Source organism: Okeania sp. SIO3I5 (assembly GCF_010672085.1).
In the GTDB taxonomy this organism is placed as follows: Bacteria; Cyanobacteriota; Cyanobacteriia; order Cyanobacteriales; family Microcoleaceae; genus Trichodesmium.
The window spans coordinates 20,277-33,059 of sequence record NZ_JAAHHT010000092.1; the positions used below are offsets into that span (position 1 = coordinate 20,277).

Annotated in this window: 9 protein-coding genes; 4 read left to right on the forward strand and 5 right to left on the reverse strand. The window is 37.1% G+C overall.

Going from position 1 to position 12,783, the window contains the following annotated elements; translation table 11 throughout:
• Nucleotides 1-686 precede the first annotated feature (686 nt).
• Nucleotides 687-1,229, reverse strand: a complete 543-nt coding sequence (locus F6K40_RS20295; RefSeq protein WP_293138919.1) for a GIY-YIG nuclease family protein — start codon at nt 1,227-1,229, stop codon at nt 687-689.
• Between the two features lie 363 nt (nt 1,230-1,592).
• Here F6K40_RS20295 and F6K40_RS20300 point away from each other — a divergent pair, with 363 nt between their 5' ends.
• The gene (locus F6K40_RS20300; protein ID WP_293138920.1) at nt 1,593-2,210 is read left to right on the forward strand and encodes a hypothetical protein; all 618 of its coding nucleotides are present in this window, start codon (nt 1,593-1,595) and stop codon (nt 2,208-2,210) included.
• Nucleotides 2,211-2,769: 559 nt separating this feature from the next.
• Nucleotides 2,770-3,678, forward strand: coding sequence for an alpha/beta hydrolase (locus tag F6K40_RS20305; protein WP_293138921.1), 909 nt, complete (start codon nt 2,770-2,772; stop codon nt 3,676-3,678).
• Here F6K40_RS20305 and F6K40_RS20310 read toward each other — a convergent pair.
• Nucleotides 3,668-3,790, reverse strand: coding sequence for a hypothetical protein (locus F6K40_RS20310; protein ID WP_293138922.1), 123 nt, complete (start codon nt 3,788-3,790; stop codon nt 3,668-3,670). The genes F6K40_RS20305 and F6K40_RS20310 overlap by 11 nt on opposite strands.
• An 87-nt stretch (nt 3,791-3,877) precedes the next feature.
• A complete protein-coding gene (locus F6K40_RS20315; protein WP_293138923.1) occupies nt 3,878-4,168 on the reverse strand; it encodes a four helix bundle protein in 291 nt (96 codons plus the stop codon).
• A 565-nt stretch (nt 4,169-4,733) separates the two neighbouring features.
• Here F6K40_RS20315 and F6K40_RS20320 point away from each other — a divergent pair.
• A complete protein-coding gene (locus F6K40_RS20320) occupies nt 4,734-7,178 on the forward strand; it encodes a GH116 family glycosyl hydrolase (protein ID WP_293138924.1) in 2,445 nt (814 codons plus the stop codon).
• Nucleotides 7,179-7,944: 766 nt separating this feature from the next.
• Nucleotides 7,945-8,895: a tetratricopeptide repeat protein gene (locus F6K40_RS20325; protein ID WP_293138925.1), complete on the forward strand. Its 951-nt coding sequence runs from the start codon at nt 7,945-7,947 to the stop codon at nt 8,893-8,895.
• Nucleotides 8,896-9,429: 534 nt separating this feature from the next.
• Here the strand turns inward: F6K40_RS20325 and pheT are convergent.
• Both pheT and F6K40_RS20335 read right to left on the reverse strand, forming a co-directional pair.
• Nucleotides 9,430-11,883 (reverse strand): phenylalanine--tRNA ligase subunit beta, encoded by a 2,454-nt coding sequence (gene pheT, locus F6K40_RS20330; protein ID WP_293138926.1) that lies wholly within the window; start codon nt 11,881-11,883, stop codon nt 9,430-9,432.
• A gap of 141 nt (nt 11,884-12,024) precedes the next feature.
• A complete protein-coding gene (locus tag F6K40_RS20335; RefSeq protein ID WP_293138927.1) occupies nt 12,025-12,225 on the reverse strand; it encodes a hypothetical protein in 201 nt (66 codons plus the stop codon).
• Between the last annotated feature and the right edge of the window lie 558 nt (nt 12,226-12,783).

Here is a 12,783-nt window from a genome sequence, read left to right on the forward strand (position 1 = left end):
AGAAAATATGATTATTTATCTAGATTTATTGTTTCTTGTTTCTCTGTTTAACTCTATATTTTTCCTTAGCATTTAGGTTTGGGTTTGGAGACCAAACCCCTACAATTTTTTTTCAAGAAACAGAAACCGGGGAAAGTCTTAAATTCTCTATCATACTTAATCTAATCTATGTCCTACAAACTTCCTTTCTTATAGGAGTACGGAGTAGTAATTGGAAAAATTAGGGAATAGAAAATATGATTATTTATCTAGATTTATTGTTTCTTGTTTCTCTGTTTAACTCTATATTTTTCCTTAGCATTTAGGTTTGGGTTTGGAGACCAAACCCCTACAATTTTTTTTCAAGAAACAGAAACTGGGGAAAGTCTTAAATTCTCTACCATACTTAATCTAATCTATCTCCTACAAACTTCCTTTCTTATAGGAGTACGGAGTAGTAATTCGGTAAACTAGGAAATAGAAAATATGATTATTTATCTAGATTTATTGTTTCTTGTTTCTCTGTTTAACTCTATATTTTTCCTTAGCATTTAGGTTTGGGTTTGGAGACCAAACCCCTACAATTTTTTTTCAAGAAACAGAAACTGGGGAAAGTCTTAAATTCTCTACCATACTTATCTATCTCCTACAAACCAGATTTCTTATAAGACTCCAAAATCAGGGAATTTTATATGACTGCTGAACTGTTACTTTAAATCTAATAAACCACTGGTTTTAAGCTTAGGATTAAAGCGAATATTTTCTTGTAAACCTCTAGTTTTTAATACCTCTAAAATATTAGCTTCTACTCGCCTAGCTATATTTTTTAGTAGTTTTTCTTTGACAACTTCATCAATTAATGGATCTTGATATTGTATTCTTTCTGCTTCTGTCATTTCTTGTTTAGCATCTATGGGTTGATTCCATTTTGTTTCTGTTGCACCATTACCTATAGGTAAGGAGCCATTTTCATTAATCCAAGCTGCTTTTATACCTTCTAATATACTACGATTTGGGCGCTCAATAGTTTGTACTTTTAGCCAATAGCAATTTAATGGTTGACGGACTAAATGTTGTTTAAGACTCTGATAAATATCACGAGAATAACCGATAAATAGTAGTTCTTTTTCCCGACCAAAAATTCCATAAACACCAATTTTCCCTTCTAAAGATAATGGTAATTTTCCTTCCGAATCAACATAAGGTAAATATTCTAATTTGGATAATTCTGATATTTGTATTTCAGTCATTTTTTGTATTATTAATATTTCAGGGATAATGTTAACGAACTCAGAATTTAACGTCTCAATTCTGATTTGATTACCGAAATGGGTAAAACTACTATCAAAGTTTTCAATAATTTTTCAATCCATGTTGATTTTATTTTTGAACGTTTATGTCATTTGATTCTGGTTGTTAAGATAGTATTGCTTCTATCACATTGGAAATACCCTTTACTTATATTACTATTTGTTTGATTCAACTCAACTATTTTAAGTAAATATGAATAATTGTTAAGACATGATTTTCAACAATAAATCATGGTAAAATATCTAGATAAAAATTTGAGTATCTATTATTTAACTAAACACATATAATGGGGATCTAGATTTATGGAAAATAAGGAAACACCATCAACAATTTTAAATAATCCCCAAAATCAGCTTAAGAGGCTAGAAATAGCAGAATATATTGCTTTAGGGGCTTCAGTTTTTGGTTCAGGTGTGGCGTGGTTGTTTGAACAAATTTTGTGGGCTGCAACTCCAATAACATTGGCATTATTTTTAAATACAATTAATCGAAAAATATTGGAGGAAAAAATTCAAAAACAGACTAATAATAAAGTAGAAGAATTAAGAATGGAGATTAACTCAGTTTTTCAGCATTTAGATGCACAAGGAAACACAATTACTGAACTAACTCCAGATTTATCTCAAAATCAATCAAATTTTGAATACAACACAATTACAAAAGAAGACTGGGAAACAATAAATATTAAATTTTCAGATATTGAAGAAGAACTACAATCATTAAAAGATTTAGCTACAGATTTACAGCAAAATTTAGAAGATAATTTACAATCAAAACACAATACATCAATGCCAAATGAAATAGAACAATTACAGGCACAAATAACTAAGTTGCAAGAACTAAATCAAGATATTGTTAGGCCATATTTTATTCGTCTAATTCGTGCTGTCAAGCAACTACAAAATACCAGAAAATCTTAACTTTATCTGTAGATAGCATTTCCATATTACTGAATTGACGAGAAAAATAATTAACTCTGTTTAATTGTGTAAAATAAAAAAGTTGATAAAATTGAGCGTATAGCTATTTTAACTGTATACTTAATTTCTGACAGTGACGTTAAATTATAACCTGAATACAAAGGTGACATTTAGTCAGATATAATATTAAAAATACTGTCATAGTTGAGTATGCCTATCTATTTCAAACAGAGTCCAAACTATAATATAATAAATATTCGGTATTAATCTAACTCTGGTAAGGAGTAGCTAGATAGACTACTTTTGTTGTAGATTGTAAATGAACTGTGTAATAGACATCTCCAAAAATCAAAAATGAAATCAATTAAAGATATGAAATCAACAATTTCATTCCCTATTCCCTATTCCCTGACTTCTGCAAGAAGTCTAATAATGAGCAAAAAATTAGATCAATAGCTTCCTCTGTTAAGGAGATGAAAAAAATATTCGATTCAGTATTCATCGCTGGATACTTCAGCGGTAGATACTGATAAAAGATAACTGATAACTAATAACTGAAATGACTATTCTTGAGACTTCTTTAATGTTCCTATTAATAGGTTTAGCAATTATTTATATCTCTGGTTTTATGTTGATAAGATTACAACAAAGCAGATTGATATTTAAACCTGAATCATTGCTGTTAGCTACTCCTGCTACTTTTAACCTTCCTTATGAAGAAGTTTGGTTACCAGTCGCAACTTCTGGCAACCAGACAGAAAAAATATCTGGTTGGTGGATTCCGCAAACTCAACCCAATACTAAAGTTATTCTCTTTTTCCATGGAACAAGTGGTAACATGGCAGCTCAGGAAAAAAGTTGCAATCTCGATCGCGTAGCGAAACTATATCACTTAGGATTTTCGGTATTTATAATTGATTATCGGGGGTACGGTAATAGTCAAGGGAGGTTTCCCACAGAAGCGAGAGTATATGAAGATGCTGCCATAGCTTGGAATTATTTGACTCAAGAAAAAAGTTTTTCACCAGAAGAAATTTTTGTTTACGGACATTCTCTGGGAGGAGCAGTCGCTGTTAATCTCTGCTTACAACAACCCCAAGCAGCAGGGTTAATAGCTGAAGGTTCCTTTACTTCTATCAAAGACATGGCTAAATATAGGCGTCGAATTCAGATATTTCCTTTGAAGTTTCTGGTTACTCAAAAATTTGATTTCATTAACAAAGTCAAATCAATAAAAATGCCAGTCTTATTTATTCACGGTATGAAAGATGAAGTTGTACCTGTAACCATGAGTCAAAGATTATTTGCTGCTGCACCAGAACCGAAAAAACTAATGTTGATCCCAAATGCTGAACATGATGACTTGAGTATGGTGGAGAGCGATCGCTATCTAGCAACATTGGAGGAATTTTTTGCTGCAACGGAAGAGTCAGGAGTCAGGAGTCAGGAGTTAGGAGTTAGGAATTAGAAGATTGTTTGCGTTGTTCAATTGCAGCAATATAAGAATCTAGTAATTTACTTACTTCTTCTAGATGTAGTAGAAGTTCTGAAGTATTCCCATATTCAAGGTCATTAGACATCTCCGGAAAAGAGGGAACAGGGAACAGCGGATCTGGGAACAGGAAGAAAGAATAGATAATTTCAAATGGGAGAATTGATTTTATTTTTCATTTTCGGAGATGTCTATTTGCCAGAATTAAGTAATATCGACTTTCTTTATCGGAACCCTGTGCAATATTCAAGAATCGGATTTGATCTGCCAACCCTTTTTTGCGAAACCCTTCTACTATATTTGCTTTTGCTGGCACTGATACGGATGCTCGTCTTAACTGAGAAGTTAATCCGTAGGTTTCTGTTTTGGGAAAATTGCTACTAAAACGATAGACTTCTAAAACCAGTTGATGTGCTTTTTGCCAAACAATTAAATCCTGAAAACTTTTAGCAGATTCTCTCTTCATTCTGACTCCTGACTCCTTCTTCCGTATTCTGACTCCTGATATCAAATCCGGTTAAATAACCTTACAATCAATAGCTTAAAACCCTGATTAGGAATATAACGAACTTCTCGAATACTATGATTACCAAAAAGCAAATTTAATCCTAGTGCTAGGATATTTTGACTGAAACGCAAAGAAGATAAAATACCAAAGGTGGATACCCCCCCACTATTCTATCCAAGTCCTCGTCCTAGAGTGGCGTATATTCGCCCGAAAGGACGCGAGTTTTTTTATTGTTGTTTATCATTTTCCTTCTTTTTTTTGGTGTCATACTACCATAGCTCATTTTTCCCCTCGGTTACATGAGCATCTAAACTTTTCTTGAGATTATCTCCTCATTCTGACTCCTTTGATTCTGACTCCTTTGATTCTGACTCCTTTGATTCTGACTCCTTTGATTCTGACTCCTTTGATTCTGACTCCTTTGATTCTGACTCCTTTGATTCTGACTCCTTTGATTCTGACTCCTGACTCCTTCTTCCAATGACTTTTGACTTTTCACTTTTAAGTTAATAAAATGTACGACATGAATAAAGAAAATCTTAACCCTAACATTCCTCCTTATACCTGGAATCGTCCCATTAGTCTTGATTGGGACAAACCTTACACAGTTCGCTATAGCAGTAATCTTGATGATGGCCCCTGGCACGGAATGCCCCTCGGAGGTTTCGGCGCTGGTGCGATCGCACGTTCCCCACGGGGCGATTTTAATCTCTGGCATCTCGACGGTGGCGAACACATTTATCGAAATTTGCCTGCCTGTCAATTTAGCGTTTTTGAAGAAACAAAAGGTCAGAAACAAGCTTATGCTTTATCCACTGAACCCCCTACAGATGGCAGTCTCTCCGCTTGGCAATGGTATCCTAAACAAAAAGCAGGTTTAAATACTGGTACTTATCATGCTCTTTATCCCCGGAGTTGGTTTGTCTATGAAAATGTATTTACTGCACAATTAAGTTGCGAACAATTTTCGCCAATTTGGGCAGGTAACTATCAAGAAACCAGTTACCCGATCGCTATATTTGAATGGGTTGCTCACAATCCTACAGATGAACCGATAACACTCAGTATAATGCTAAGTTGGCAAAATACTATCGGTTGGTTTACCAATTCTGCGAAAACACCAGAAGTGCAAGTGCGAGATGATGGTACTCCAGTTTATGAATACAAACCCCGGTGGGGAGAGAGTACAGACAACTTTAATCTATTAGTAGAAGATTTTCACCGTGTTGGTTGCACCATGACAAAATTAAGTATCGCCGACGAACCCGCAGAAGGAGAAGGGCAAATGGCGATCGCTACTTTTAGCAGTGCAGGAATGGAATTTAGCTATCACACTAGGTGGAACCCTACTGGTAGTGGGGAGGATATCTGGCGTTACTTTGCTATAGATGGCACTCTCATAGATGAAGAAAGCGAACTACCTGCAACGGAGGGAGAACAAATCGGAGTTGCGATGTCAGTTCGTTTCACTATCAGACCTGGAAAAACCAGGAAAATTCCGTTTTTTTTAGTTTGGGATTTACCTGTTACCGAGTTTGGCGCTGGAGTTTCATATTATCGCCGTTATACAGATTTTTATGGTCGCAATGGCAAAAATGCCTGGTCAATAATTCGTACTGGGATGAAGCATTATCAAACTTGGCGCGAGAATATTGAGGCTTGGCAAAACCCGATTCTGCAACGGGAAGATTTACCTGGTTGCTTTAAGACTGCTTTGTTTAATGAACTTTACGATCTTACTAGCGGGGGTACTATTTGGAGTGCTGCTAGCGAAGGCGATCCTAAAGGTCAGTTTGCTGTGTTGGAATGTCTGGATTATCGTTGGTATGAGAGTTTGGATGTCAGGGTATACGGTTCTTTTGGGTTGTTAATGTTATGGCCGGATTTGGAAAAGTCGGTGTTAGTAGCGTTTGCGCGGGCGATTTCAACGGCGGATGATACACCGAGAATTATTGGTTATAATCAAGCGTCCGCAGTGAGAAAAATTGCTGGAGCGACTCCCCATGATTTGGGGGCACCGAATGAGCATCCCTGGGAGAAGACAAATTACACCAGTTATCAAGATTGTAATCAGTGGAAAGATTTATCAAGCGATTTTGTGTTGCAGGTGTATCGAGATTTTTTATTGACTGGTGCAGATGATTACGAATTTTTGTGGGAATGTTGGTCTGCTGTTGTAGAAACGTTGGCATATCTCAAAGGTTTTGATAAAGATAATGATGGCATTCCTGAAAATGAGGGAGCGCCAGACCAAACTTTTGATGATTGGCAGTTGCGGGGTGTGAGCGCTTATTGTGGTGGGTTATGGTTAGCAGCACTAGAGGCAGCGATCGCTATTGGGAAAGTTTTAATTGAGCATCCCAGAGAAATTCCTTATTATCCACCCGAGGGTTTCCATTCTGACGCTGATAAAAATTCTGTAGATGCGATTAATAATCAAATTTCTGTTTATCAAAATTGGTTAGAAAAAGCATTACCTATTTATCAAGAAAAATTATGGAATGGGGAATATTATCGTTTGGATAGTGAGAGTAATTCGGAAGTAGTAATGGCAGATCAATTATGCGGTCAATTTTATGCAAAGTTGTTAAATTTGCCGGATATTGTACCTGTTGAATGTGCTTTATCTGCCTTAAAAACTGTCTATAATTCTTGTTTTAAAAGTTTTCATAATGGCAAATTTGGAGCAGTGAATGGAGTGTTACCTGATGGTTCTCCAGAGAATCCTAATTCTACTCATCCTTTAGAGATTTGGACAGGAATTAATTTTGGTTTAGCAGCTTTTATGGTGCAAGTTGGCATGAAAAAAGAAGCTTTGGAAATAACTGAAGCAGTGGTAAAACAAATTTATGAAAATGGATTACAATTTCGTACCCCAGAAGCTATTACAGCAGAGGGAACTTTTCGAGCAAGTCATTATTTAAGAGCAATGGCAATTTGGGCAATTTATAATGAATTTAGAATTTAGAATTTAGAATTTAGAATTGAACCAGAGTTGAGGATAAGCAGAAAGTCTGATAATTAATTGATAATTTAGAAGTAATAATTTAATATTATAGCAATTTTAAAAAAGAATGTTATATCATGTCCGGATAATTAGTGATAAAAAAACTTGCTCCTCTTTATACCTTAAAATTTCCTCTTATTCCCTCCTGTCTCCTGTCTCCTCCCTAATTATTTATAACTATTCAACCGGACATGATATTACGAATAATAAGGGCAATAAAAAGACTTGACAAGAGATGTATTTTTGACGAATTAGATAATTTATGAACTAAAAATAATATTGAAGCTATTTATTATCTAAGTCCCTAATCCAACGGCTCCCCTACCTGTAGGGGCGATTTCCTACGGAATGCTCCGCAAACGCGAATCGCCCCTATACTTTTGACTCCTAAAAAACTCTAGCTATTTGTAGCAAACATTTATCAAGCTGGTATTACTTATAAAGATGACTAAAGGTAGCTGATTTATTATGGCTAATAGACTTCTCCAAAAATAAAAAATCAAATCAATTCTTATCCATAAATTATCAATTACTTCCCCCTGTTCCCTGTTCCATATTCCCTATTTGATGAAAAATCAAATCCATTCTTATCCATAAATTATCAATTACTCCCCCTGTTCCCTGTTCCCTGTTCCCTATTCTCTCTTTTCTGTAAATGTCTAATTAATAAGATTTGATATAATTATAGAATCTAACTATACAATATATGTTAATAATTCTATATTCAATGTCTCTATTTCCCCATGTCCCCATCTCCCCAGATGACTATCAGGGCTGGTATAATGCGGGAGTAAACTTCAGTAAATTGGGGAAATATCAGCAGGCTATTACTGCTTTTGATCGGGCAATAAAAATTAAACCAGACTACCCTGAAGCCTGGAATAATCGAGGTAATGCCTTAAAACAAATAGGTAGATTACAGTTAGCTTTAACTAATTTTAATCTAGCTATAAGTTTTGCACCAAATTCTTATTTAGCTTGGTATAATCGAGGAAATGTACTCAATGATTTAGAGCGATATCGCGAAGCAATAAGTTCTTTTGAGGGAGCAATACAAATTAAACCAGATTTATATCAAGCCTGGTACAATTTAGGAAATGCTTGGAATAGTTTAGGATATTATCAAAAAGCTATTGAAAATTACCAACAAGCAATAGAAATTGAACCCGATTTATATCAAGTGTGGCATGATGAAGGTCAAGCATTTTTTGAGCTAGGAAGGTATCAGGAAGCTCTGAAATGTTTTGCACAGGTAATAAAACTTAAACCGAATCATTATGAAGCTTGGAATTTTAAAGGAAGAACTTTATTTTATTTAGAAGATACGGAAGGAGAAATTATTAGTTATGAGAAAGCCATAGAGATTAAAATACACTATCAGGAAGCTTGGAATAATTTAGGTAAAGCTTTGTCGAATTTAGGAGATTGGTATAAAGCGATCGCTTGTTTTGATGAAGCCATAAAAATTCAGCCAGATTATTCTTTAGCTTACTATAATAAAGCTCGTTGTTATGCTTTGCAGGAGAAGGTATATTTAGCTATTGAAAATTTAGAAGAAGCAATTAATTTAGCTGCTGGTAAACCTTACCGAGAGATGGCAAAAACTGATACTGGTTTTGGTAATATTCGTTTTAATCGTAAGTTTCAAGCTTTAATTGAAGGCGATATTATGTATTAGGAATTCAAAATTCAAAATTCAAAGTTCAAAAGTTTTTAAAATTCAAAATTCAAAATTCAAAATTCAAAATTCAAAAGTTTTTAAAATTCAAAATTCAAAATTCAAAATTCAAAATTTAGAAGTCAATTGAAGTCAGAAGTTGTGAAAATTCAAAATTCAAAATTCAAAATTCAAAATTTAGAAGTCAATTGAAGTCAGAAGTTAAAAGTTAAAAGTTAGAAGTTGTTGAGGTTAAAATTCAAGATTCAAAAGTTAGAAGTTGTTAGCGATAAAAAAACTTCATCCTCTTCACTCCTGACTCCTGAATTCTGACTCCTGAATTCTGACTCCTCCTTCATTCCAAAGTATTAACTTCTCAGATCAAAATTCAAAAGTTAGAAGTTGTTGAGGTTAAAATTCAAGATTCAAAAGTTAGAAGTTGTTAGGAATAAAAAAACTTCATCCTCTTCCCTCCTGACTCCTAAATCCTAACTCCTAACTCCTGACTCCTAAATCCTAACTTCTGATTCCTGGCTCCTCTCTCACTCCAAAGTATTAACTTCTCAGATTCACTTTAAGTTTATCAACCAAAGCATCTCTAACTTTTTGCTGCACCGGATCGACATCAGCATCAGTAAGAGTTCGATCGCTTACCCGATAAACCAACCGAAAAGCCAAACTTCTTTCACCTTCAGGTACATTTTCACCCCGATATTCATCAAATAATTCTATAGACTCCAATAACTTACCAGCAGCTTGAGAAATTACCTGTTTAATCTCATTCACAGATACCTCAACTGATACAAAGAAAGCAATATCTCGGTCAGCAGGGGGGAACGTAGAATAAACACTAAACTTGCGTCTGACAATATTTCCTTGAGTCATTACCGACACCAACACTGCCAAGTCAAGTTGAAAAACATAAACCTCATCAGGTAACTCCCGCTCTTGCCGTAGTTGAGGATGTAGTTGCCCAAAAACACCAAGATATTTACCTTGCAACCATAACGATGCTGTCCGTCCTGGATGCAGCAGAGAATTTTCCGAGTTTGCTTTGTACTCCACTCTCAAATAGAGTCGTTCAAAAACCTGTTCTAAAATTCCTTTAGCTTCAAACCAACTCAGAGATTCTTCCTTACCACCTCGCGTCCAACTCTTACCACCGTTACTAATAATTCCAGCGATCGCCTCCGCTTCTTGGTATTTTTCTGCCTCTTTCCAAAAAAGACGACCAATTTCAAACCCATTCAATGCTCCATTTCCTTGTTCCAGGTTATATTGAAAAGCATCAATAAGTCCCGTTAATAATTCTGTACGCAGAGCAGAATATTCCACAAATAGAGGGTTAGCGATCGCTATTTGATTTTCCCCACCTTGCTTAACCAAAGAATAGTGCATCAATTCTGTTAACCCCGCACCCCGGAAAGCTGCTCGAAGACTACGGAGCGCCAACTGTTCTGGTGGCAAATAACCTGCTGCACCTTTATTTGGTAGAGTTTCACAGAAATTATCATATCCATACAAACGAGCAACTTCTTCGATCAAGTCTATTTCTCGCTCTAGGTCTCGATAACGATAGGGAGGTATCGTAACATTCCAAACTACTGCCTCTATAATTTCCGCTCTCACTAGACCACACCCTAAAGATTTGAGAATACCTTCAATCTCTTCTGGTTGCAGAAAAGATTTATCCAAAGTATCTTCCCCGCTCTTGAGTGGTCCTAAAAGTTCGTTAATGCGATCGAGACGGAGGGATAATTCCCTAGTTGTGGTGATACTGTCTGCTTTAGTAGTAAAAATTTCTTGATGAGTAACCTTTCCTCCCGCTAATTCAGTAATTAAATTAATAGCGCGACGACAAGCTAATGCTAATTCTGCTTGATTAACCCCACGTTCAAATCTAGTAGAAGCTTCTGTGCGTAAACCTTGAGTTCGAGCTGAACGACGAATAGCAATGGGAGCAAAAATTGCTGCTTCCAATAATAAGTTTGTGGTGTTGTCGCTCACTTCAGTCTCTTCGCCACCCATCACTCCTGCTAAAGCAACCGGTTTGTCATTCGCCGTAATCAATAAAGTTTCAGATTCCAGGGTGCGTTTTTGACTATCTAAGGTAATCAGAGATTCATTCTCTTTAGCATAACGAACTCCAATTGTCAAGGAGTTGTTACCCGTCAGGGCCTGAATTTTATCTTTGTCAAAACCATGAAGTGGTTGGCCCCACTCTAACAGAATATAGTTAGTGATATCTACTACATTATTGATAGCTCTAGTGCCTGCAGCTTCTAATCGCTGTTTCAACCATTCTGGTGAAGGACCAATTTTTACTCCTTCGATAAAAGTACCAATATAAATAGGGCAAGCTTCCGATTCTGAGATATCTATTTTGAGACTACTATTGGTGTCTAGCTCTGGGATAACAACTTCAGAAACATCTGGTATTCTGATGGATGCTCCGGTTAGAGCTGCCACTTCGCGAGCTACACCAATCATACTCAGGGCATCAGCACGATTTGCCGTTGTTGTCAAGTCTAAAATTACATCATCTAGGCCGAGCAAAGGTCCTACATCACTGCCTAACTGGGGATTTTCCAGCTCAAATATATGAATACCTTCAGAATCTTTTGTTAAACCCAGTTCTGACAAGGAACAAATCATTCCTTCAGAGGGGACTCCCCGGAGTTTACTCTTTTTGATCTTTAAGTCAATTGCAGCCAAATAGGCGCCGACAGTAGCTACTGCTACATAAATATCTGCTTTAGCGTTAGAAGCTCCACAGACAATATTTAATGGGTCTGACTTACCAATGTCCACTTGGCAGACTTTTAGTTTATCAGCATTGGGGTGTTTGTTAGCTTCTAGTATTTTTCCTAATACTACCCCTGCTGACCAACTGCTTCGATCTTCTATTTCTTCTACCTCAAAACCTGCCATTGTCAGAGTTTCGGCCAAGTCTTCTGGAGTAATATTGATATCTACCAGTTCCCGCAACCAGTTCAGAGAGATACGCATTCTTTAATAATTCCCAATCTTTAGGCATAGTAGAGCAAATATAGCATAGGTCAACCCACTCCTAACCCCTTTCAGGAGGGGAAGTCAGAAGTCAACCCACCCCTAATCCAACCCACCCCCAACCCCTCCGAGGAGGTAGGGCTAATTCTTTGTCGCCAGAGAATATTTAGGGAGAGGGTGGGGAGGATGGGGAGGATGGGGAAGATGGGGAAGATGGGGAGGATGGGGAAGATGGGGAGGATTGGGATACAGAAGTTGCATAAATAAAAGCGGATTTTTCTCCCACACCTCCCACACCTCCCACACCTCCCCACCCTCTCCTACTTTTTTCTCTGATGACAATAAATTGACCCTGCTCCCCTCCGAGGAGGGGAGCAGGAGGGGAAGTAGGGGCAAATTGCCATTCGCCCGTACATTCTGGCGGTGACTAAATTTTAGAGTTTGAGAATTTTCTAACAGTCATGGCAACTGCTATATCTTGCTCTTTGGCCACATTTATGACCTCAAATAACATTTTATCTCTCTGGTGGTTGGGGTTTTGACATACTCCCGACGTTGCCTTTACGGGAAAAATAGGGATTCTTCAGTCAGGGTTTCCCAGACTGCTGTTTAGACAGAGGTGATGTCCTCCCCCTTTGTTGACATTGATAATAACATATAGGCTCCTAGCTTGTGTCTTGGGCATATGAACGTTTAGCTTATGAAGGTGTCCGAACCCTGGCCCTAGCTTTCCCATGCCCCCTAACCCCCCTTCCAAAGCTATCCCTTATAAGGAACTCTTGAAACCCTTGTGGGAGGGTGGTCCGGATGGGGAGGATGGGGAGGAGGGGGAGGATGGGGAGGAGGGGGAGGATGGGGAGGAGGGGGAGGATGGGGAGGAGGGGGAGAGAGGGGAGGAGC

What these genes read in the sequence shown, in the direction of transcription:
- F6K40_RS20295 (WP_293138919.1), bottom strand. Translation starts at nt 1,229, where the DNA reads ATGACTGAAATACAAATATCAGAATTATCCAAATTAGAATATTTACCT.
- F6K40_RS20300 (WP_293138920.1), top strand. Translation starts at nt 1,593, where the DNA reads ATGGAAAATAAGGAAACACCATCAACAATTTTAAATAATCCCCAAAAT.
- F6K40_RS20305 (WP_293138921.1), top strand. Translation starts at nt 2,770, where the DNA reads ATGACTATTCTTGAGACTTCTTTAATGTTCCTATTAATAGGTTTAGCA.
- F6K40_RS20310 (WP_293138922.1), bottom strand. Translation starts at nt 3,790, where the DNA reads ATGTCTAATGACCTTGAATATGGGAATACTTCAGAACTTCTACTACAT.
- F6K40_RS20315 (WP_293138923.1), bottom strand. Translation starts at nt 4,168, where the DNA reads ATGAAGAGAGAATCTGCTAAAAGTTTTCAGGATTTAATTGTTTGGCAA.
- F6K40_RS20320 (WP_293138924.1), top strand. Translation starts at nt 4,734, where the DNA reads ATGAATAAAGAAAATCTTAACCCTAACATTCCTCCTTATACCTGGAAT.
- F6K40_RS20325 (WP_293138925.1), top strand. Translation starts at nt 7,945, where the DNA reads ATGTCTCTATTTCCCCATGTCCCCATCTCCCCAGATGACTATCAGGGC.
- pheT (WP_293138926.1), bottom strand. Translation starts at nt 11,883, where the DNA reads ATGCGTATCTCTCTGAACTGGTTGCGGGAACTGGTAGATATCAATATT.